Here is a 21463-nt window from a genome sequence, read left to right on the forward strand (position 1 = left end):
CCGCCGTCGACCTCGGCGCGTCCAGCGGGCGCGTCATGGTCGGCCGCGTCGGGCCGGACACGCTCGGCCTGACCGAGGCGCACCGTTTCCCGAACCGGCCGGTCCGCGTCCCCGAGGGACTGCGCTGGGACGTCCTCGGGCTGTACGCGGGGGTCCTCGACGGACTGCGCGCGGCGGGGCGGGTCGACTCCGTCGGCATCGACAGCTGGGCCGTGGACTACGGCCTGCTGGACGCCGACGGAGCGCTGCTCGGCAACCCGGTGCACTACCGCGACGCCCGCACCGAGGGGGTCGCGGAGAAGGTGTGGGCGCGGGTGCCCGCCGCCGGGCTGTACGCGGCCACGGGGCTCCAGTACGCGCCCTTCAACACCCTGTACCAGCTGACGGCCGCCCGCGACTCGGCGCAACTCGCCGCCGCCGAGCACCTGTTGCTGATGCCGGACCTGCTGACGTACTGGCTCACGGGCGAACTGGGAACCGAGCTCACCAACGCCTCCACCACGCAGCTGATCGATCCGAGGACCCGCGACTGGTCGTACGGCCTCGCGGAGCGGCTCGGCATCGACCTGGGACTGTTCCCGCCGCTGCGCCGTCCCGGCGACCGGGCCGGAACCCTGCTGCCCCGGGTGCTGGAGGAGACCGGGCTGAGCGGCCCGGTGCCGGTGACGACCGTCGGCTCGCACGACACGGCCTCCGCGGTGGCCGCCGTTCCCGCCACCGGGGAACGGTTCGCCTACATCTGCACCGGCACCTGGTCCCTGGCAGGCCTGGAGCTGGACGCTCCCGTCCTCACCGAGGCGAGCCGGGCCGCCAACTTCACCAACGAACTGGGCCTGGACGGCACGGTCCGCTATCTGCGCAACATCATGGGCCTGTGGCTGCTCCAGGAGTGCCTACGGGAGTGGGGCGACCCCGATCTGGGTGAACTCCTCGCTGCCGCGGCCGAGGTGGCGCCGCTGCGGTCCGTCGTGGACGCGGGCGACGCGGTGTTCCTCGCGCCGGGCCGGATGCCGGCGCGGATCGCGGACGCCTGCCGCGCCACGGGGCAGCCGGTGCCGGGGTCCCGTGCGGAGTTCACCCGCTGCATCCTGGACTCCCTCGCGCTCGCGCACCACCGGGCGATCGAACAGGCGCAGTCCCTGGCCGGCCATCCGGTCGACGTCGTGCACATCGTCGGCGGCGGCACCCGCAACGAGCTGCTGTGCCGGCTCACCGCCGACGCCTGCGGCCTGCCGGTCGTGGCCGGCCCGGCCGAGGCGGCCGCGCTCGGCAACGTCCTCGTCCAGGCACGGGCCGACGGACTGGTCGGCGACCGTGCCGAGATGCGCGCGCTGGTCGCTCGCACCCAGCCGCTCCGCCGCTACGAGCCGCGCGGCGACACGGCCGCCTGGCGCGCGGCCGAGGCACGGCTCGGCACACCGTGAAGCGCCGCACACCGTGGGGCGCTCGGTGGAACGCGCCGCCCGGACGGCGGATGCGCGCCGCCTTCCCCGCGCGCACCCGCGACGTACCCTGCAACCGTCCATGACCGACCCCGAGGAGCCGCGATGCGTGTCGCCCTGTTCCTGACCTGTGTCAACGACACGCTGTATCCGGACACCGGCCGCGCCGTGGTGGACCTGCTGACCAGGCTGGGCGTCGAGGTCGACTTCCCCATGGGGCAGACCTGTTGCGGCCAGGCGCACTACAACACCGGGTACCGCCACGAGGCCGAACCGCTCGCCCGGCGTTTCGCCGAGGTGTTCGGGGAGTACGAGGCGATCGTGACGCCGTCCGGATCGTGCGGGGCGATGGTGCGGGAGCTGTATCCGCGGATGGGTGAACGGGCCCGCGCCGAGGGACGCGGCGACACCCTGGCCCGGACCCTGGCGCCGGTCGTGCCGAGGACGTACGAGCTCACCGAGTTCCTCGTCGACGTGCTCGGGGTGACGGACGTCGGCGCCTACTACCCGCACACGGTGACCTATCACCCCACCTGTCACGGGCTGCGGAGTCTGGGACTCGGCGACCGGCCGCGCCGACTGCTGAAGGCCGTCAGGGGACTTGAGCTGCGAGAGCTGCCCGGAGCCGAGGAGTGCTGCGGCTTCGGCGGCACCTTCGCCCTCAAGAATCCCGACGTCTCCGCGGCGATGGGCGCCGACAAGGTGATGAACGCCGAGTCGACGGGCGCCGAGGTGCTGTGCGCCGCGGACAACTCGTGCCTGATGCACATCGGCGGCACGATGGGCCGCCTCAGGACGGGGATGCGGCCCGTGCACCTCGCGGAGATCCTGGCGAGCACGGCAGAGGAGCCGACAGCATGAGCGGAACGTTCGTCGGGATGCCGGCCTTCCCGGAGGCGGCGCGCGAGGCGGTCGGCGACGCGACCCTGCGCGGGAATCTGCGCCACGCCACCCACACCATCCGCGCCAAGCGCGCCAAGGCCGTCGCCGAGGTGTCCGACTGGGCGGAACTGCGCGAGGCGGGCAAGCGGATCAAGGATCACACGCTCCGCCATCTCGACCGGTACCTGGTGCGGTTGGAGGAGTCGGTGACCGCGGCCGGCGGTGTCGTGCACTGGGCCGCGGACGCCGAGGAGGCCAACCGCATCGTCACCGAGCTGGTCAGGGCGACCGGCGAGTGCGAGGTGGTCAAGGTCAAGTCGATGGCCACGCAGGAGATCGGGCTCAACGAGGCGCTGGAGGCCGCCGGAATCCACGCGTACGAGACCGATCTCGCCGAACTCATCGTGCAGTTGGGCAAGGACAGGCCGTCACACATCCTCGTCCCGGCGATCCACCGCAACCGCGGCGAGATCCGGGACGTCTTCGTCCGCGAGATGGGCGCCTGGGGCCGGGCCGCGCCCGAGGGACTCACCGACACACCCGCCGAACTGGCGGAAGCGGCGCGCCTGCATCTGCGCGAGAAGTTCCTGCGGGCCAAGGTCGGCATCTCCGGCGCCAACTTCATGGTCGCCGAGACCGGCACCCTCGTGGTCGTCGAGTCCGAGGGCAACGGCCGGATGTGCCTGACGCTCCCCGAGACCCTCATCTCGGTCGTCGGCATCGAGAAGATCGTCCCGACCTGGCGTGACCTGGAGGTGTTCCTCCAGACCCTGCCCCGCTCCTCGACGGCCGAGCGCATGAACCCGTACACCTCGATGTGGACGGGCACCACGGACGGGGACGGGCCCCGGACCTTCCATCTGGTGCTGCTCGACAACGGCCGCACCGACACGCTCGCCGACGAGGTCGGACGCCAGGCGCTGCGCTGCATCCGCTGCTCGGCGTGTCTCAACGTCTGCCCCGTGTACGAGCGGGCGGGCGGCCACGCCTACGGCTCGGTCTACCCCGGACCGATCGGCGCCATCCTCAGTCCCCAACTCCGGGGAACCGGGAGCGAGATCGACGCCTCCCTCCCGTACGCCTCCTCGCTGTGCGGCGCCTGCTACGAGGTCTGTCCGGTCGCGATCGACATCCCCGAAGTCCTCGTCCACCTGCGGGAGAGGATCGCTCAGGGCGGGCCGGCCACCCGGGACGGCAACAAGGTCGTGCTGAGGCCGGCCAAGGGACACGCGAGCGAGCGGGCGGCGATGCGCGCGGCGCGCTGGGCGTTCGGGCGTCCCGGCGCCCTGCGCGCCGGACAGCGGCTGGCGTCGGGGACCCGGCGCTTCCATCCGCGGACCCTGCCGGGCCCCGGCCGGGCGTGGGGCGCGACACGTGAACTGCCCGCGGTCCCGGCGGAGTCGTTCCGTGAGTGGTGGCAACGCACGCGGGGCGGAAAGGACATGACGAAGTGAGCAGCAGGGATCTGGTCCTCGGCCGGGTGCGGCGGGCCCTCGCGGACGTGCCCCGGGACGAGGACACCTCGTACGAGCGGGCGGTCGGCCGGAGTTATCTGCGCGAGCACGGGAAGCGCGGTGTCGCGGAGACGGTGGATCTCCTCGCGGAGAACCTGGCGGACTACCGGGCGATCGTGCACCGCGCCACGGAGGAGGAACTGCCGTACGTCGTCATGCGGTTGCTCGCCGAGCGCGGAGCCCGGTACGTGCTCGTGCCTCCGGGACTCCCGCCCGCGTGGATGTCGGCGGCGGACCCCACCCGGATCCACGACCGTGCCGTCAGCACGCCCCATGAGCTCGACGAGGTGGAGAGCGTGGTGACGGGCTGCGCGGTCGCCGTCGCGGAGACCGGCACGATCGTCCTCGACGCGGGCCCCGACCAGGGCCGCCGCCGGATCACCCTGATCCCGGACCACCACATCTGTGTCGTCCGGGTCCCCGACCAGGTGGTGGCCTCCGTGCCCCAGGCCCTGGAACGCCTGGACCCGACCCGCCCACTGACCTGGATCTCCGGCCCGTCCGCCACCAGCGACATCGAACTGGACCGGGTGGAGGGGGTGCACGGCCCGCGCACGCTGGAGGTGGTGCTGGTGAGCGGGGGGTGACGGGTGCGGCGCTCACCGGCCGGTGGCTCGGGCCGGGCGCTCGACCCCCCTTCGTATCATCGCGATCATGGCGCCGACCAGGCATTCAGTCGCAGCATTCAGGTTGCGTTCAGGCTCGTCGCGGCCCTGGACAAGTCCTGCTCCAGAAGCGTCAAAGCCATGGCAAAGCCCCCTGTGACGCGGGGGTCCGGGCGTGTCATGGTGCCGCGCATGAGCACCGAGCACGTCACCCGTCACTCCCCACCCGTCCCCTCCGCCGCCGTCCTGGCGAGCAAGGTCCCGGAAGTCACGCTGTACTTCTGGGTGATCAAGGTGTTGACGACCGGCATGGGCGAGACGGCCTCCGACTTCCTGGCCCATCTGCTCGGGCCGATTCCCGCCGTGGGGCTCGGCGGCCTGGCCTTCGCGGCCTCCCTGGTGCTCCAGTTCGCCGTACGCCGCTATGTGGCCTGGATCTACTGGACCGCGGTCGTGATGGTGAGCGTCTTCGGCACGATGGCCGCCGACATCCTCCACGTCGGCCTCGGTGTTCCGTACCTGATCTCCACGCCGCTCTTCCTGGTCGTGCTGGGCGCCGTGTTCGCCGTCTGGTACGCCAGTGAGCGCACGCTCTCGATCCACAGCATCCGCACCCGCCGCCGCGAGGTTTTCTACTGGGCCACCGTGCTCGCCACGTTCGCGCTCGGCACCGCGGCCGGCGACCTCTCCGCCACGATCGGCCTCGGCTACCTGGGCTCGGCCGTCCTGTACGCCGTCGCGATCGCGGTCCCGGCCGTCGCCCACAAGGCGGGTGCCCTGAACGCGGTCGCCGCGTTCTGGACCGCGTACGTCATCACACGCCCGCTCGGCGCTTCGGTCGCCGACTGGATGGCGCTCAGCCACGCCCGCGGCGGTCTCGCGCTCGGCCTCGGCCCGGTCACCGCCTCGTGGACCGTCGCCATCGTCGGCTTCGTCGCCTACCTGGCCCTGTCCCACCGCGATGTCCAGAACGGCTCGCTGGACACGAACCCCCGCCTCTGACCGTACCCACGAAACCCCGCCGCCTCCCTCGGCCCGCAACGGACCGGGGAGGCGGCGTCTCTTCTTTCGGCGGGTCGGTCAGCGCACCCTTCCGCGGGGCTTCAGCGGCAGCGGGGGCAGGTCCGGGGCGGACAGCGGCGCGCCGTCGTAGCCCTTCACCTCACCGAAGCGCGCGCCCTTGGCCCAGTCCTCGCGGGCCTGTGCGATCTCCTCCTGGGTGCGGCCGATGAAGTTCCACCACATATCACGCGTTTCACGGCTTCGTGCAGGTCAGAGACGTCTCGGACCATCGGCGGTCAGCAAACCGTCAGCATGGGTTCCAGAGGAGTCGACACAGCATGGCGAGCAAGAGCTTGGCCCGCGGCATGGGCACCTTCTTCAAGGACTGCGAGCATCCCCAGTCCCGGTGGTCCAAGTGCCCCCACGAGTACAAGATCCGGTACCGGAGCGCGGCCGGGAAGCAGACCGAGGAGTCCGGGTTCGCCACCCAGGACAAGGCCATCACGCGACTGACTGATGTCTACAATGCGAAGAAGGCCGCTCCGAGGAATCAGAGCAGGGCCGATCGCATCCACAAGTACGGGGGGATGCAGTTCAGGGAGTACGCCGCCGAGTGGAAGGCCGGCCAGCGGGATCTCGGCGCGGCGTCCGTCAGGCACCTCGACTCGCTCCTCGAACACCACCTCTTCCCGGCTTTCCAAAGCCGCCGGATGAACACGTTCGACCACAAGGTCGTGGACGGCTTCATTCAGACGATGGAGCGCAACGGCGTAGGCCTGGCCACGCAGTCCAACGCCTACGACAAGCTCAAAGCGATCCTCCTCGATGCTCACCGGCTGGGCATCTTCGATCAGAACCCCCTGGGAGGTATCAAGCCTCCCCAGTACGACCCGACACGTGCGGTCATTCCCTCGGTCCCACAGCTTCGAGAGATACGCGCGGCCGATGACGACGCGTTCCGTCTGATCGCCGATCTCATGAGCGGCTGCGGGATGCGCAATGGCGAGGCAGCGGCAGTCAACATCAACAACATCGTGGCAGACGACGTCTACCGGATCAGCGAGCAGGTGAACCAGACCACCAGGGACTACGCGCGGCTCAAGCACCGCAAAGCCGGCGAGTACCGTGACGTGCCCCTTCCGGCACGGATCAAGGACACCATCGAGTGGTACGCGGGGAAACACGGCACCGTAGACGGGTACCTTCTCCGCCACCCGAAGGATCCCAGCAAGGCCTTCCCGTACTACGGCCTCGCCAACCGGTGGCGGAGGATCAAGACGGCCGGCCATGTCGACGTCCCCGAGGGGATGGTCATCTACAGCTTCCGCCACTTCTTCGCCTCGAACTGCCTCACCAGCGGTATCCCGATCACCGATGTCGCTGAGTGGATGGGACACAGGAGCCTCGACATCACGTTCAAGATCTACCGGCACCTCATGCCAGGCTCGATCGGCAAGGCCGCCAAAATCCTGGACATGGGGATGGCTGCCTGATGCTCCAAAGGCCCCCGGTCCAAGAAGGACCGGGGGCCTGGGTACGGTCTTGCAATCTCAACGCGAAGATCCCCCAGATCCCTCGTTCGAGCTTCCACTAGCCCAACTTCTGTTGCTTCAGCCACGCTTGAAGGTCGGAGATCTTGAACTGAATCTTCGCGTTGCGGCCGCGCCCAAACTTGTAGGGGACCAGCCCCAGGCTGGGAGCCTCCCTGTACACCCAGGCCACCGACATGTTCAGGTACTCCGCGGTTTCCTTGACGTCCATGAATTGCGTGGGCATACGCCATCCTCCAGCAGTCGCACAATTACGCGACCGAGCGCGGACACTCGGGCAGCGATCAGTGTGATGACGGCATCCGTTTTGGACGGGCCGACTTCAACTGATAACAGGGCAGCCGGCGCTGCAGTCGAACTCGGCGAACTCGATACCTGCGCGTTTACGCGTACGGGGTCCAACGAAGCGGTCCAATGCCCGCACGGATGCCAAAACTCTGTTCACCCAGGAACCCGGTTGACGTGAGGCATTCAGGTGACCACAGAGGGAAGGGGGTCCTTCACGAGCGACGAGGTGACGGCAGCGACCGCGGAGCGTAGAGCACCGTCGTCGCCGATTCCGCCTGGAAAGGTGTCTCAGACCGTGTTTGAGATCTGGCCAGCCCAGGTTGTGTCGACGCGGTTGCCGCGCTCACTGTTGGCAGATGCCTCGGAAGGTCACAAGTCAGCTGAAGCCCAGTTCGGTGAAGGCACAACCCCCGCGTTCGGCATAGGGCAACGCCTGCCGGGATACGAGCCTCGGAGTCTGCCGGAAGTACTGACGGAAGCCGGAGGCCCGGAACTTCAACTCGAACGCGTGGCCTTCGATGTGCCAGAGCGGACAGTGTGCAAAGTTCGGGCGGGCATCGTCCGGCACCAGCCGGTGCACCCTGTCGACCTCCAAGTCCATGGCCAAACCCTTGAAGTCGAGGTCGCCCTCAAGGTCGAAGACATCGTCGAAGACGAGTGTCGCCGGAGAGACCCAGAACGAAAAGTGTTTCGCGGGCGGGACCGGGTGGACCCAGCGGACGATGTAATCAAGGTCAAGGAGAAGACGCGGCAGGATGTCGTTGGTCGGCTGAACGGACAAGCCGTGGATGGTGACGTCATGCCACCCCATATCCTCGAAATCTGCGTCGCTCCAGGTGCTCTTGGAGAGACCTGATTCCTCGTGGCTACCGTTGCCCATGTCCGCATCCAACCAGACACTCCGACGGCAGCAGTCACAGGCCAGGCACGGACGAGAGGGGACGGGGGCCTGGTCGTGAGGCCGGCCCGCGTCGAGCGAGTCGACGGATCATGATGTCGATCATTGCCCAGCGGATCATGGTCTCGGACCGGGCCGGGCTGGCCTCGTAGTCGCGGGCCAGGCGCCGGTGGGAGGTGATCCACGAGAGTGTGCGCTCAACGGCCCACCGCTTCGGCTGGACCTGGAAACCGCGCTGGCCCGGGGCCTTGCGCACGATCTCTAGCTCGCGGCCGAGGACGGTACTGGTCCACTCCACGAGGCGTCCGGCGAAGCCTTGGTCGGCCCAGATCTTCCGCACGCCCGGGTGGTCTAGGCGGGTCCACAGCAACGAACGCTTCGCACCGTCGCGGTCCTGGATGTTCGCTGCGACCACGTGGACCGCCAGAAGCAAGCCGAGGGTGTCCGTGACGACGAACCGCTTGCGGCCCTTCACCTTCTTCCCCGCATCGAACCCTCTGGTCGCCGCGGGCACCGTGTCGGCAGACCGAACCGACTGTGAATCGATCAAGCCGGCGCTCGGCCCGATGTCGCGCCCGACGGCACCGCGCACTTGGTCTCGCAGGGCATCGTGGACCCGCTCGACAGTGCCGTCGTCGTGCCACCAGGTGAAGTACCAGTACACCGTCGGCCAGGGCGGAAAGTCCTTCGGCAGCTGCCGAAGGCACACCCGGTCCGCACCACGTAGAAGATCGCGTCCACGATCCGCCGCCGCGGGTGTTTCTCTCGCCGTCCGCCCTTCGGCCCCGCCCTCGCCGCTGGCAGCAACGGCTCGATCAACACCCACTGCCCATCCGTCAGATCCGACGGATACCCGCCCTCGGAACCACACGCACAAGGCTCAACGACCCCTCCAGCCACGGGATACGGCAGATCTCAAACACGGTCTCAGGCCACCCCGCCTGGCATGCATGACGATATCCGGCATCGCGCCCACTGACCGTTCGGAACTCGGAGAGACGGGCTATGTTGCCGACTTCCGACTCGGAGCTATAACACCCAGTCAGCTTCCTCGCCATCACGTGCCGTCGGATGCCGTGTAGCTCCTGTCGCCATAGAGTCCCTGAAGAGGTCCCAAGTCGAGCCTGCCACGCCAAATTCGCAGCTCACGACCATGACCAAATAAGGCCGACATGAGCGTCAAGTACAAGGAGACGGCCCGGGACGAGCTGGCCGTGAACATCATCGAGCGCTGAGGGGATGGGCCCTGGCCAGCGCGTTCGTGTCCTTCTGCGCTGTCAGGGCCTTCCCTGTTTACGCGGCGGAAACTCCCCGGGACAGACGTGAAAGTCCCCGAAACTCCCCAGGGAACGTCGCTGTTTGCGGGTAGGCAACGGACCTATTCCAGGACCGACGCGGCACTCTTGAGGCCGTCTCAGGGTGTTGAGCGCAGTCGGTGAACGTCAGTGGGACCTACGCATTACGAGGCCCCACAAGATCATCCCGGCCATGCCGCTGAATCCTGTTTCCCCAGTTCAAGAAGGTACGACCCGGTCCCCGCATGCCGCCCAATCCACCCTGTGCCACCCCGTCCGCTCACGCACCGCTCACACACCGCCGACATCCCAAGCAAGAAGGAGGACGGAAATGCTTCTCGATCTCCTCGATGCGGCTCCTCGTCGCCGCGGTGTGCTGCTGTTGGCGCAGGAGCTTCGTCGTTCGAGCTCTGTTGCCAGACGCGCCTGCTCAGGCTGTCGCGTTCTACCAACTCACCCTCGTCGAACCCCCGGGCCTGTCCAGAATCACCGGCATCGACACACTGTGCGGCTTTGCCCTGAGCGGGGTCCCGATGGCGTATCGAGGAGACAGCGGGTCGTCTGCCGAGCCCGACAAGCCACGGGCTTGTAACATCTAATCGCTGAGACGCGAGGGGGAAAAGTGATCGAACTGTCCGATATGATCCGCGAATTGAGGCAGCAGCTCAACACGGCGCTGGCGGACGGAGCTGGCGAGGTAGTTCGGTTCGAACTCGGCCCCGTGGAGATCGAAGCGAATGTAGCCATCAGCCGTGAGGCGGGCGGGGACGCCAAGGTCCGACTGTGGGTCGTCGATGCTGGGGCGAATGGAAAATACGCGCATGCGCAAACACAGCGGATCACGGTCACCCTGGCACCCAAGGCCGTACCGACAGACGGAAGTGCGGCACGACCGGTCCTGATCGCGGGCGGCGAGGTTGACGGCGAGCGCTGATCACGTCCGCGTGCGCGCCGATCGGGGGCTGGTGCCGGAGCGGGTAGCCGAGATCATCGTCGTCCTGCCGGGCAACGGTTCGGGCCGACGAGGCTCGGGCTATCACCTCTCGTCAGGCAAGGTGCTGACCGCAGCCCACGTCATCGAGGGTGCGACGGACGTACGGATACGGTTCCAAGCGGACCGGCCAGACGAGCGCATTGTCGAGGCAACCGTGGAGTGGCAACACGTTGGCATCGACATCGCCGTCCTCAAGCTCTTGGACGACACAGACACGGGCATGACCCCAGTCTCATTCGGTCGGGTCGGCGAACAGGACGCCGTGCTGCGGTGCACCACGCTGGGCTTTCCACGCTTCAAACTCCGTGTGGACGAAGATGGTTCACGCTTCCGCGATGCGGAGCACATACACGCAACCTGTGCGGTCCTCTCCAATCGGCGCGAGGGCACCCTTGACCTCGGAGTCGTCCCGCCTCCCGCTGTTGATCCGGATCCCGAGGTGGACGCCTGGGAAGGGATGTCGGGTGCGGCCGTCTTCAGCAACGGCCACCTCGTCGGCGTCGTCACCCGCCATTACCGAGCCGACGGCCCCGGCCGCATAGCCGCGAGCCGTGTGGACCGCTGGGTCGAGATTCTGCCCGCGATAGAACTAGCTGCGCTTGAGCAGACTCTGGGCTGTGGACTCCACCCTGCTGCCCTGCCCCATGCCGTGCCGGCTACCGGACTCGGCCTGATCCAGGACGCCTATCGCGCCCAACTTGCCGATGTCGCCCCTGAGGAGTTGGAGGACAGGGAATCCGAGCTCCGTGACCTCGTCGCATTCTGCGGCGGCCCAAACCAGTACCTATGGCTCCAGGGTCCACCCTGGGCCGGCAAAACGGCGCTCGCAGCATGGTTCGCACTCCAGGCGCCCCGCGGCGTCATTCCAATCTGGTTCTTCGTCACCGCGCGCTACGCCAGCCAGTCAGACAGCGAGGCGTATACCGGAGCAGTTATCGACCAGCTCGCTGCCGTCGCCGGACGGCAACCGGCAGGCCACAGTTCACCGATCGCCCGTGACGGGGAGCGCAGACTGCTCCTGCGAGAAGCCGCCGAGCGCGTGGCGCAGGACGGAGGCACACTCCTCCTGATCATCGACGGACTCGACGAGGATCAGTCTCTACTACCGGGCGGCAACGGCACGAGCATTGCCTCGCTGTTGCCGGACCGGCTCCCGCCAAACGTCCGTGTCCTAGTGACCAGCCGTACAAGCCCCGGTCTCCCAGCAGATATCAAGGGTGGACATCCGCTGCGTCACTGCTCTGTCGTGAAGCTGTCCGCCACGGAAGCAGCCCAGCACACCGAGTTCGAAGCCAAGTTCGACCTGAATCGGGCACTCTCCGGGGATCAGTTGCAGCGTGATCTCGTCGGTCTGCTCACCGCCGCGCGTGGCACACTCACCGCTGACGACCTGCGTGAACTCACCGGCAAGCAAAGCTATGAGCTGCGTCAACGGCTCGGTAGTGCCTTTGGCCGCATACTGCGCATGCGTGGCGGATTCGAAGATAATGGCGGCGATGCGACTCTCTACATAGCCAGCCGCGGATACCTGTTCGCGCACGAAACCCTCCTCGCCACAGCCCAGAACGAACTCGGGCCGGACATAGGGGCTTACTCGGAACGGCTGAACGCGTGGGCGGAGACGTACGAGCGCCGAGGCTGGCCAGCCAGCACCCCGGCCTACCTTCTCCAGCCGTACGGCCGCTTGCTCGCCTTCCTAGGGGACACGCGCCGTTCTACTAACCTCGCCACGGACGCCCGGCGACGGGACCGGCTGCGAGAGGTGACCGGCAGTGATGCCGCGTGCCTCGCCGAGATCGCGTCGACGAGGCAGATCGTTCAGCGTGCGACCCCGGACGACCTGGGCGCGCTGGCGGCACTTGCGGCCGCTGCGGATCTCGTCGCCCGGCGCAACGAATTGCTCCACCCGGACATCCCGGCGGTCTACGCCCGCCTTGGCCGTACCCGTCACGCCATCGGTCTTGCCCGCAGCGTCTTCCGGTCGATGGACCGCGCCCAAGCGCTGGCGGGCGTGGCTCAAGTCCTGGCCCAAGCGGGCGACCGGCGGGCAGTCAGGCTTGCCGAGGAATCACTGCAACTGACCGAGGCGATCCTGGCGGAGGATCAGGGGATCTACGACGACTCATACGCCCTACTGGCACTGGGTAGGTTGGCCACTGTCCTGGCAACGACAGGCAGTGAAAGCGATGCTGTGCGCCGACTCGGTGAAATGTCCTTGCCGTCCTACGACCTGGGCATCGAAGTGATCGTTGAGGCGGCCGTTGCAACTGCCACAGTGGTCCAGGACCCCGTGCGGGCGGCCGACTTGCTGCGTCAGGCGGAGGAGGCCTCAGAGAGGATCTCGTTCCTACCGAATCGTGTCCGCATTCTGGGCTCCATCGCCAAGGTACGAGTGGCTAGCCCCAGCCATGCGAAACGACTGTACGACGCCGTCCTCACGCTCGCTCTAGAGCACGCAGACGACCCCACGAACGTCCCCGCGTCCGCCGCGGCGGTCCTGCATCAGGTCCGTCCACGCGATGCGGAACGCATGGCCCGACTGGCCATCACACACGCAGGCAAGGTCCTGCGCCATCCCCATACTCTGACCAACTGGTACGAGGCGGTTGGCGCCGTGCGTGCGCTCGCTGCGACGGGTCAGTTGGACGACGCCCAGCTACTTATGGAAGCCCTGCGAGAGTCGGTTCCCTCAGAAGCGCAGGGCCCATGGACCGAAGCATGGCTTTCGATCGCCGAAGGGCGGGCCCGTGAGGGGCAAGTCGTCGCAGCTTGGGATGCCCTTGAGGCTTCCTGGGACGCCGAGGACCACCATGACGAGCGCGACCGCTCCGCTGGCCACGTCGCCGGGCTACTTGCGGCAGCCGGGGCTGCCGAGCAGTTGGAGACCCTGCTGGTCACCGCGGCGGACTCCCGGCAATGGGCTGTTGCCGAAGCGCTTGCCGCACTTGCCGTTCACTTCTCCGCTGACGATCCGGCCCGATCCCTGCGGCTGCTTCACCAGGCCGAGAACCGATGGCATTCGACAGATGGATCAATATTCCAGCATGAGCGCCTCGCCACCTTCGCAGGAGCGCTCGCCGCTGCCGGCTGTCCTGATCAGGCCGAGCGTCTCATCGAGGCCATTGCTCACCCTGACGTGCGTGCCTGGGGGTGCGCTGTCGTAGCCGTAGCCGTCGCGCATGAGGACACTCGCCGGGCGGTGCGGCTCGCCGAACAGGCAGTCGAGGCGGCGCCTGCGATCGATAACTGGCTAGTGCTCGTCAATACGCTGACTGTCGCTGTGCAGGCACTCGCATCTACTGGTGCGGTCGACCGTGCTCTGGAGGTTATTGAACAACTCGCAGAGAAGGTTCAGGGCCACGAGACGAGCGGGCTCTACCTCGCCCGCGCCCGCGCAGAGGCTGCAGCTGGCCTATGGCTGCATGCTCCGGAGACAGCGGGCCAGTTGGTGGATTCCCTGCTCTTGGAGACGCACGACGGTTCCGCGCTGGGATTTGCACGACTTCTCGTCGCTGTGGGCTCCCGTGATCAGAGGCGCAGCGCCCGCGTCAGGAAGGTTCTACATGGCAAGGACGCGGCTGCCTCCGCGAACCGAGGGTACGACGAATGGGCACTGCTGGGCCTGTTGACTGGGACCACAGACCCGGCCGGAGCTCGGAGGCGCATTGACCAAGTGGTGTCGGACTACAACAAGAGCGGGTGGCCATACTCCCGGCCGGGGGCCATGGTGGCTGTCGCATATGCCGCACTCGGTGATCTCGAAACAGCTTGGGCCATTACTCGTCGTATAACAGACGAGGCGGCACGCTCAGAAACATTCGCCGATCTCGCCGCGTATATCGCTTGTGTGCCCGGCGATCCCACCGCTACCCCGTTGTTCAGAGACCACGGACCCTCCCGCTCGACTCTCCGACGCCTCGTTACGCTCCTCTTCCCACGCGCATCCGGCCCGGGCTTCCCGCACGCGAGGGCCCTCCTCGCGGAGGCCCTCACCCCGGACGGCTGGCATCATGCCACCCCCGTTCTCGCTTCGGTCGACCACGCAGCCTTCCTCCGCGTACGGAATGTCATCTTCGCGCACCTGGGCCTGCCCTAGCCACGGAAGCTGTGGGGCAACGATTCCAGTACGGGGGCACGCGAGGGGGTCGGCCCTGGATGGCAACTGCTTGGCAGGAGGGGTCGCCTAGGCACACGTGGCCCTGCAAGATCGTGACGGGTGGTGCCGTAGTTGCACGCGGTCTGCTTGGCCTGCTTGCCGGCGCGGATCAGCGCGATGGCACGCGCCCGGAACTCTGGCGGATAGGGACGAGGCATGACTGCCAGCCTTTCGTGAAGGGCTGGCAGCTAGCCACCAGAGCTGGAACCCAGGATGTGGGGCAGGTCAAGATGTCACCCGATCGTGCAGCAGACCCCTCCCGTCTGGAGCAGCGGCTGGCCAACCTCTCCCCCACGTTCACGACGGCGCAGGCACGTCAGCCGCTACTCTCTTTTCCCCCGCGACCTGGCGTCCTTGGCGGCGGAGGGGGAGATAGACGAACTGCCCCGTGGGGTGCCCTCGGCGAGCAGACGCACCGGAGGCCGCGCACGCAGATCTGCTCGCCGTATGCGCGGACTCCTCGCGTTGTCGGATGCGGCGAGTCCGCCCTGGCCCTGCACGAGCTGATCGACAACATCCCCACAACAGTAGATTGTCCGTTCGATCACATCGGCCACCCACAGGGTGTGGCGGCGGTCGTCGTGCACATCGCCTTATGAGACTGGTTGCCAGGGCAGTCGAACCAAGGGGCCGTCCGCTGAGTGCATCAGGTTGATGAAGTGATCGACGAGACTGGCGACGGCGCTGGGGTCGCGGATGACAGCGCCTATCTCCAGGTTGTCGCTGTATGCGTTGTCGGTGAGGTTGGCGCTGCCCAGCAGAGCGGTGTTCCGGTCGGCGGCAATGACCTTGGCGTGCATGCTGCCGCGTCGGCCGCCGGGACCGTGCCGCTCATCGTTCGCCCACTGCCACAGGTGCACCTCAGGGTGGAAGCGCAGTTCGTGGAAGGCGGTGCGCCCGTCGCCGTCTCCGTGCAGCCTTCCGCCGGAAGCGCGGGCGGTCTCCAGGACCAGATCCACGGTAACGCCGCGGTCTGCCGCTGCTCTGATCTCACTGACGATCTCCTGGATGCCGAACGCGGCGTAGCTGGTGATCAGGAGCGTGGCGCTGGCAGCCCGGATCACCTGGATTGCGACGGATGCGGTGAGCCTGACCGACACCGCGTCGCTCACCGGTCCTGAGACGGCGATTTGGACGTGATGGGTGACGAGGTCCTGCTCGTATCGATTGCCCGCGGCTTCGAGGGCCAGGGCCAGAGCGGATCCTGGCGGTTGGGGATCGGTGGATCGCCATGCGGACAGCAGCAGGCCGGCGCGCGGTCCGAGCCCGACGCCTGGGTGCGCGGCGATGAGGAGGGATTCCGTGCGTCTGTCGGGGGCAGGCACCGTGCGCAGGATGCTGATCCAGGCAGCGAGGTGCGTCGCGGGGAGAGTGGCGACGAGTCCGGAAAGTACTTCGGGCAGGCTGGGCGCGGTCTCGGGGGCGTTGTGGCCGGTCATGCCGTGAAGAACCCACCTGGTCGGCCGCTGAATGTTTCTACGAGCAACTCGCGATCCAGGAAGTGGTTGCCCCGTTCGCAGGACGTTTCCGCGGCGAACAGGCAGGCGTGGCAGGCGGCACCGTGCAGGCGGCCGTGGGCAACCGGGTCGTGGTCGGCGCACAGGGGATCCGAGCCGCACAGCCGCGCGGCTTCGAGCGCTTGGTCGATCAACGTACCGAGTCGGTGCTGTCCGCCGAGGCTGACCAACCCGCCGAGGGTGCCCTCGCTGTCAGGGGCTGCGGTGTACAGCAGGATCCCGGCCATCGGATCCGCGCCGGAGCGCGCGTAGATCCGTTCACCGATTCCGGAGGCGCCGTACCCGCACTCAAGGGCGAACTCTCGGATCAGGACGTGGGAGAAGGTGTGTAGCAGCACATAGCGAATGCCTGGCCACTCCGCGTCGGTGCGGCGCTGGGCACACCATTTCTCGTGTGCCTTCATCAGGGTTCTGGTGCGTCGGATGACGTTCGGGTCCTGTTCCCAGGCGGCGACTCGCTTCTCGTCGAAGCGCAGGAAGATCCCCTCGCCGCGGGTTTCTGCGCATGGCAGCCAGATCGGCGGGGAGCTGGACAGGGGCGCACGGTTCTCCTCCAGGGCCTCGCCTCCGCTGGTCGCGGAGCCCCATTCGGGAGCGTCGATCCGGCTGAATCCGTACAGTGCGGATACTTCGCGCAGGCGCTTGACCAGACGCACCTGGCCGAGCCAGCTGCGGTGTGCGGCCGGGACGGGCTCGTTGCTGACGCTGAAGTCGGGGTGGTTCTGCGGGCTGCCGATGAAGGCGAGCCATTCCGGTCCGGCGATGTCCAGGGCGTCGGTGTCTTCGGCGGCGCTGGACTGGTTCTCGCCCTGACGCCGGGTGATAGCGTCCAACACCTCGTCTGCGCCGAAGCGTTCAAGTTCTGGCCACATCACCTGAGTGGGCAGGACCAGGCGCGCGGTTTCGCGGGGCAGCTGCGCCACCACCCGCAGTCCGGCCCAGTGTTCGGCCACGGCGCTGTCCACCGGATTGTCGGCGTGCGGGATGGAGAAAACCCGCAGCTGCATGGCGAACCAGCCGTTAGTCGCGCCCAGCGCCATGGTCCGGGTCTGTTCGGTGCAGGGTTCGAAGGTTCCCAGGTGCGGGTGCCGGCCCCGGCAGGCCGGGAGTACCTGCTCGCTGCGGGTACCGATTGCCTCGGCCATGGACCGGGCTTTCACCTCGCAGGAGCATTCGACGAAGATGTTCGCCGCCTCGCCGGTGGTGCCGCGCTCGACGAGCTTCAGGGTGTGGTCCGTCCCATACGGTGCCCCGCGGTGAACGAAGTACATCCACGGGAAGTCGTCCACATGTCCGGCCGGGCAGGCGGAGACGAACCTGGCCGGCACCGCGGTCGGCCGTTTGCGGCCTGTCTCACGGCAGGAGTGGACGAAGCGGGTCTGGTCGGGTGCGACGCTGTTGGGCAGCAGGTGAAAGAGTCCGGAGTCGGCCGGGGCGAGCCGGTTGCACCGGTTGTCAGTGCAACGTAGCCAGCCCGGGAACACCGCGACCGGCACGCCGATCCGGGACCATGCACCGGTAAAATCGTTCGGGTCCTCCGGCGTGTACGGCGGCATCCGCAGGTTCTGCACCTGGGCGCCGAGCTTGCTGCGCACCGCGGCCAGGAGCCGTTCCTCCGGCACGATCGCGGCCTTCTCCAGCTCCCACTCGTCGAGCCCGAGGATCATCACCGAGAGGTTCGGGAGGTCTGCGACCGCGCCGACGCCGTAGGTGTGCAGCAGTTGGCTGGGCCTCAGCTCCCCAACCCGCAGGTCGGTCGCCGAGCGTGCACCGTCTGCGGTGATGGTCATGAGAGGTCCCCTTCGTGTCCGGCGCCGTCGGCGTCCGGGTTCGGGCGCGGGAGGAATGGGTGCTGCTCGTGGTCGTCGGCGTTACCCGGAGCGGTCCGCAGCACCAGCCGGATGCCCGGCTCGACTTCGCGCAGCGAAGTCGGACAGGTCGTGCGCTTCCACGGGCCCGAATCCGGGCTGTGGAGCAGGCCGACGATATCGTCGGCCTTGCCCTTGGCGTCGAAGGCGAGTCGGGCGGCGGGGCGGCGCTGTTCGCGCGCCCACAGATCCAGGATGCTGTCCAGCTCCTCGCGTACCCGGGACGCGACGGCCCGGTCGGTGGCGACCTCGCCCGCGCGGCGTTCCAGGTAGCGGACGATATGGTCGGCCTTGCTGCTGTGTGTATCGAAGGTCTGCGCGCCAAGGTTGCCGTTGTCGCCGGCCTCCAGGTTACGGGCCAGCGCCACCAGTACCCCGGTCAGGCCGCGGTCTATGGCCCGTTCCGCGAACGGGGTCACCGAGAGCGCTTCGACATGTCGGTACACGGTGGCGTGGAAGTGTTCGAAGGTCTCGTAGTGGGACAGGTCGCGCGGACGGGCCCAGTTGAACACAGTGAAAACGAGGCCGGGTGCGGCGCGGCCAACACGACTGGTGGCCTGGATGTACTCGGCGGTGGATTTGGGCTGGTTGGCAACGACCATGACGCCGAGTCGGGAGACGTCGACCCCGACGGCAATCATGTTGGTGGCCAGAAGCACGTCGATCGGCGTCAGTTTGTTCGCCCGGGGGAAGGTGTACTCCAGTTGCTGGAGGATGTCCGGGATCTTCTCCGAAGTTAGGCGCGAGGTGAGTTCCTCAAGCCGCAGGTCGTAGCGCCGTGACAGGCCGCGTTCGTTGATCCGCTCCAGTCGGGTGGAGACATCGTCCTCGACGGATAGACGCATGCCGCCCAGATCACGCAGGCTGTTGAAGTAGCCAACGAGAGTCATATAAGGATCGGTCACCGGGTTGTGCCCGTACTTCTTGTGCACGGTCTGTGCTGCCGCGAGCACCGCGACGTACACCCGGATCATCGTGGACTTCGTGCGCACCCCCTGGGCGCAGATCCCGATATAGCGGCGGCCGGGATGCGAGTTAGTAGACCGCTGCCTGGCGAAGAAGCTGTCAGCGATCTCCAGGCCTTGCGGTGGGAAGACCTCAGTGCGCCGGTCGAACAGGGCATGAATCTGCCGCTCGGCGCGCCGCACGGTGGCCGTCGAGGCGATCACCTTCGGCCGCGCCGTCTTGCCCGGCGCGTACTCCCAGGTGGCAAGACGGTCCACGGCGGCCTCGTACAGACCGGTCAGCGAGCCGAGCGGACCGGAGATCAGGTGGAGTTCGTCCTGCACGATCAGGTCTGGGGGACGCACCGGCCTGGCCGCGGTGAGCGTCGCGGCGCGATAGCGTCCTTCCGCGAGATGGCTGGTGGCTTCCCAGTCTTCCTCGGCGATCTGTGCGGTGACATAACCGTGTCGGGAGCAGTGCCGCGACGCACGTCCGAACAGAGCCTGTGTGCGCCCGTTCCAGGTGAGCTGCGCGAACTTGTCGACGGTCGCGATCACCAGGCTCGGCAGCAGCCGATAGATCTCTTCGTCGACGACGACGACCGGCAGGCCCTCCCCGTTCGGGTCGCCGCCGCCGAAGGGGCAACCGAACAGCTCAGGGCAACGCAGGAAGGTGCGGCGAAGGGTCTTGTCGACATCGACGTCCCGGCCCTTCTCGATCTTCGTTCCGCACCATGGGCAGCTGGTGAGCTGATAGGGGGTGCCGGAGTTCTGATGGGGCTTCCCGCTCGCCCGCCGGACGTCCTTGACCCAGTCCATGGCCTTGTCGGTCGTGTTCGGGGACACCTTCCCCCCGACCCACAGGCCGATCCGAAACGGTTCCTCACCCCACCGTTCCTCGTCCCTGCGGCGCAGGACCTCGCACGCGCAGATCAGCGCGGTGGCACGTTGGAACTGCTGGATCGTCAGCAGCCGCAGGGTGTAGCGCATCAGGACCGCGACCCCGTGGCCCGCGTCGAGACCGCCGAGGTCCGGCCGCAGCCTGCGGATGGCGAGGGTGTAGGCGGTCAGGCCGAGGTACGCCTCGGTCTTGCCGCCACCGGTGGGGAACCACAGCAGGTCCGCCATCGCATCGGCTCCCGTGGCGCGCTCCGGGTGCGCCGGATCGGTCAGCGCGGGAAGGTTCAGCAACAGGAACGCGAGCTGAAACGGACGCCAGGAGCGGTTGACCGGCTTGTCCTCGTCGCGGAACACCGCGTCGGGGTCACGGGATCCGTCACGACGTCGGGCGGCGGCAACCCGTGTATGGACACGCTGCAAGTGCATCGCGCTGTTCGCGAAGCGGAACGCGGCAAGGGCGTCCGGGTCACCGAGCACCAGCTCGATCCCCGCCTCGATCCGGTCAGCCGCCCGCTTCGCCTCGGTCAGCGCCTCCCTGGCCTGATCCGAGTACTCGTCGAGATACTGGCCGTCCTGCCCGATCCGCGCCTCGGCCCGCTCGATCCACGTCCGATAGCCAGCCACCAGTGGCACCAGCCCCGCCCGCAGTCGTTGCGGCTCGCACTCGCCGAGTTCCTTCATGTCGACCAACAGGTCCACCAGCTCCGGCAGGTCCGGATCGCTGTCGAACGACGGCGCGTCGGTCTGCGCGATGTCGTACTCCGGCGCGGCCTTCGTCCGAACCGCGACAGCTCTCATCGGGTCGCCGCCACTGGCCGTCGCGCCCACCCCGGTCCCGTGCCCCACCGCGAACTCTGGGCTGAACCGATAGGCCATCGCCAATCGCCGCTGCTCGCCCTGATCAACGGCATCGCCGCCGGATCCGGGCTCATGCCGGGGCAGGAATACCGCCGCGCCGTCCGCGCCGGCCGCCGACAGCTCAGCCTGGAACACCCAGTGCAGCGCGGAGTTGGAGTCAGTCTCGGTCGCGTTGACCAGGAACAGCGTGACCAGCCAGTCGTCATGGAAACGCCTCACCCGCCCGCGCAGCACCACCTTCTCGTCCTCGGTATCGAGCACCAGCGCCTCCACCAAGCCCTCGACCAGCTTGACCGGAACGCAGTCGCCGTGGGGCACGCGCCGCCAGATCAGCTTCTCGATGCTCGGATCCGTCGAATGCGAGCGGACATAGCGCGCCCATCGCCCGGTCACCTCCAGACGGTCGGCGTCTCCGCGCACTCGCGCGGTGAAACCGATCGACGACGGAGCCAGGCTCGGCACGTTCGGCGCGTCCGCGTCCGGCGAGCCTTCGTCCGCCCCCGGCAGCTCGCTGTCGCCGAGCGAGGCATCCAGCTCCTCCGGCACGATCGTGGTGCCGTTCGGTGCAAGCCGCCCTAGCACGTACCAGTCCGTCGGGGAGTCAGCGACCTCCTCCAGGTCGCCGCCCACCGGTCCGAGCAGGTCCAGCACTACGAGCTCGGCCAGCTCGTCACGTACCTCACCTGGGGACGGGGCGGTCAGGACCGGGCTGTTCGACGTCGCGGACGGCAACTTATCGCTCATGGGGCA

14 protein-coding genes and 1 pseudogene are annotated in these 21463 nt (G+C 67.7%); 8 read left to right on the forward strand and 7 right to left on the reverse strand.

What is annotated here, in order from left to right; translation table 11 throughout:
- The first annotated feature begins 35 nt into the window (after nucleotides 1-35).
- From ACZ4AA_RS33235 to ACZ4AA_RS33255, 5 genes are all read left to right on the forward strand, one after another.
- A complete protein-coding gene (locus ACZ4AA_RS33235; RefSeq protein WP_467611103.1) occupies nucleotides 36-1424 on the forward strand; it encodes a rhamnulokinase in 1389 nt (462 codons plus the stop codon).
- 123 nt (nucleotides 1425-1547) lie between these two features.
- Complete coding sequence (locus ACZ4AA_RS33240) at nucleotides 1548-2303, forward strand: (Fe-S)-binding protein (RefSeq protein ID WP_467611009.1); 756 nt, start codon at nucleotides 1548-1550, stop codon at nucleotides 2301-2303.
- The gene (locus ACZ4AA_RS33245) at nucleotides 2300-3778 is read left to right on the forward strand and encodes a LutB/LldF family L-lactate oxidation iron-sulfur protein (RefSeq protein ID WP_467611011.1); all 1479 of its coding nucleotides are present in this window, start codon (nucleotides 2300-2302) and stop codon (nucleotides 3776-3778) included. Before ACZ4AA_RS33240 ends, ACZ4AA_RS33245 begins: the two co-directional genes overlap by 4 nt.
- The gene (locus ACZ4AA_RS33250; RefSeq protein ID WP_467611013.1) at nucleotides 3775-4425 is read left to right on the forward strand and encodes a LutC/YkgG family protein; all 651 of its coding nucleotides are present in this window, start codon (nucleotides 3775-3777) and stop codon (nucleotides 4423-4425) included. Before ACZ4AA_RS33245 ends, ACZ4AA_RS33250 begins: the two co-directional genes overlap by 4 nt.
- Nucleotides 4426-4635: 210 nt before the next feature.
- Nucleotides 4636-5445, forward strand: a complete 810-nt coding sequence (locus ACZ4AA_RS33255; RefSeq protein WP_467611015.1) for a COG4705 family protein — start codon at nucleotides 4636-4638, stop codon at nucleotides 5443-5445.
- A 78-nt stretch (nucleotides 5446-5523) separates the two neighbouring features.
- Here ACZ4AA_RS33255 and ACZ4AA_RS33260 read toward each other — a convergent pair.
- Nucleotides 5524-5688 (reverse strand): annotated as a pseudogene (locus tag ACZ4AA_RS33260) (pirin family protein); the annotation flags it as partial.
- A 95-nt stretch (nucleotides 5689-5783) separates the two neighbouring features.
- Between ACZ4AA_RS33260 and ACZ4AA_RS33265 the strand changes: the two are divergent.
- Complete coding sequence (locus ACZ4AA_RS33265; protein WP_467611017.1) at nucleotides 5784-6938, forward strand: tyrosine-type recombinase/integrase; 1155 nt, start codon at nucleotides 5784-5786, stop codon at nucleotides 6936-6938.
- 97 nt (nucleotides 6939-7035) lie between these two features.
- Here the strand turns inward: ACZ4AA_RS33265 and ACZ4AA_RS33270 are convergent, their stop codons facing one another.
- The 3 genes from ACZ4AA_RS33270 to ACZ4AA_RS33280 all read right to left on the reverse strand — a co-directional run bounded on the left by ACZ4AA_RS33270 (nucleotide 7036) and on the right by ACZ4AA_RS33280 (nucleotide 9081).
- On the reverse strand, nucleotides 7036-7221 hold the full coding sequence (locus ACZ4AA_RS33270; RefSeq protein WP_355507339.1) for a helix-turn-helix domain-containing protein: 186 nt from the start codon (nucleotides 7219-7221) through the stop codon (nucleotides 7036-7038).
- A 438-nt stretch (nucleotides 7222-7659) separates the two neighbouring features.
- A complete protein-coding gene (locus ACZ4AA_RS33275; RefSeq protein WP_467611019.1) occupies nucleotides 7660-8163 on the reverse strand; it encodes a hypothetical protein in 504 nt (167 codons plus the stop codon).
- A gap of 34 nt (nucleotides 8164-8197) precedes the next feature.
- A protein-coding gene (locus ACZ4AA_RS33280) for an IS5 family transposase (protein WP_467611021.1) occupies nucleotides 8198-9081 on the reverse strand; the annotation gives its coding sequence in 2 pieces (ribosomal slippage) (nucleotides 8198-8883 and nucleotides 8883-9081; 885 coding nt in all).
- A 1017-nt stretch (nucleotides 9082-10098) separates the two neighbouring features.
- Here ACZ4AA_RS33280 and ACZ4AA_RS33285 point away from each other — a divergent pair.
- Both ACZ4AA_RS33285 and ACZ4AA_RS33290 read left to right on the forward strand, forming a co-directional pair.
- Complete coding sequence (locus ACZ4AA_RS33285) at nucleotides 10099-10410, forward strand: trypco2 family protein (RefSeq protein ID WP_467611023.1); 312 nt, start codon at nucleotides 10099-10101, stop codon at nucleotides 10408-10410.
- Nucleotides 10411-10420: 10 nt separating this feature from the next.
- Nucleotides 10421-14566, forward strand: a complete 4146-nt coding sequence (locus ACZ4AA_RS33290) for a trypsin-like peptidase domain-containing protein (RefSeq protein WP_467611025.1) — start codon at nucleotides 10421-10423, stop codon at nucleotides 14564-14566.
- 653 nt (nucleotides 14567-15219) lie between these two features.
- Here ACZ4AA_RS33290 and drmC read toward each other — a convergent pair.
- The 3 genes from drmC to drmA are packed head-to-tail and all read right to left on the reverse strand — an operon-like array spanning nucleotide 15220 to nucleotide 21457.
- A complete protein-coding gene (gene drmC, locus ACZ4AA_RS33295; protein ID WP_467611027.1) occupies nucleotides 15220-16065 on the reverse strand; it encodes a DISARM system phospholipase D-like protein DrmC in 846 nt (281 codons plus the stop codon).
- Nucleotides 16062-17933, reverse strand: coding sequence for a DrmB family protein (drmB, locus tag ACZ4AA_RS33300; protein WP_467611029.1), 1872 nt, complete (start codon nucleotides 17931-17933; stop codon nucleotides 16062-16064). Before drmB ends, drmC begins: the two co-directional genes overlap by 4 nt.
- Nucleotides 17930-21457: a DISARM system helicase DrmA gene (gene drmA, locus ACZ4AA_RS33305; protein ID WP_467611031.1), complete on the reverse strand. Its 3528-nt coding sequence runs from the start codon at nucleotides 21455-21457 to the stop codon at nucleotides 17930-17932. Before drmA ends, drmB begins: the two co-directional genes overlap by 4 nt.
- Nucleotides 21458-21463 lie beyond the last annotated feature (6 nt).

It is taken from the genome of Streptomyces sp. NPDC024698 (assembly GCF_055559015.1).